The following is a 468-nucleotide window of genomic DNA, read 5'->3' as shown; positions in this document are numbered from 1 at the left end:
TTGCGTGGACGGAGGTCTACTCCAGCGTGCGCAGGAGCACCTGGGCCAGCCTTCGCACGGCGTAGCCCTCGAAGTCGTCGACGGGGTCGAGGCTGGAGGGGAACACCTCGAGCAGGCTGTCCAGGAGCCGCTTCACCCGCCGCTGGCGCTCCTCCGTTCCAGACGTGTCGCCCCGGGCCCGCGCCGCGCTGTCCTCCTCTTCGAGCAGGAAAGCGGCGTGGAGGAGGTGCTGCCAGCGGTCCTCGCGCATGGTGTCGTTCCCGAGCTCGGACGCGCTCACAGATGGAAGTGTCCCGCGGCCTCGGGCTGGTAGGGCACGGCCACCACGCGCAGCCGGCGCCGACGGCCACCGGGCACCTCCAATTCCACGCGCTGCCCCAGCGACAGCCCCAGGAGGGCCACGCCCACCGGCGCGAGCACCGACACGCGGCCGGGAGCACTCCGCGAGTCCTTGGGGTAGCTGAGCGT

The 468-nt window shown here is 72.0% G+C and carries 2 protein-coding genes; both read right to left on the bottom strand.

Annotated elements, in window-relative coordinates:
* Positions 1–16: 16 nt before the first annotated feature.
* On the bottom strand, positions 17–250 hold the full coding sequence (locus D7Y04_RS42600; RefSeq protein ID WP_147477335.1) for a hypothetical protein: 234 nt from the start codon (positions 248–250) through the stop codon (positions 17–19).
* A gap of 26 nt (positions 251–276) precedes the next feature.
* The coding region (locus D7Y04_RS42595) for a GreA/GreB family elongation factor (RefSeq protein ID WP_199749823.1) at positions 277–468 on the bottom strand (192 nt) is incomplete at its 5' end.

Origin of the sequence: Corallococcus sp. AB038B (assembly GCF_003668955.1) — a bacterium.
Classification (GTDB): Bacteria; Myxococcota; Myxococcia; order Myxococcales; family Myxococcaceae; genus Corallococcus; species Corallococcus exiguus.
This window is presented reverse-complemented; position numbering and strand designations above follow the sequence as displayed.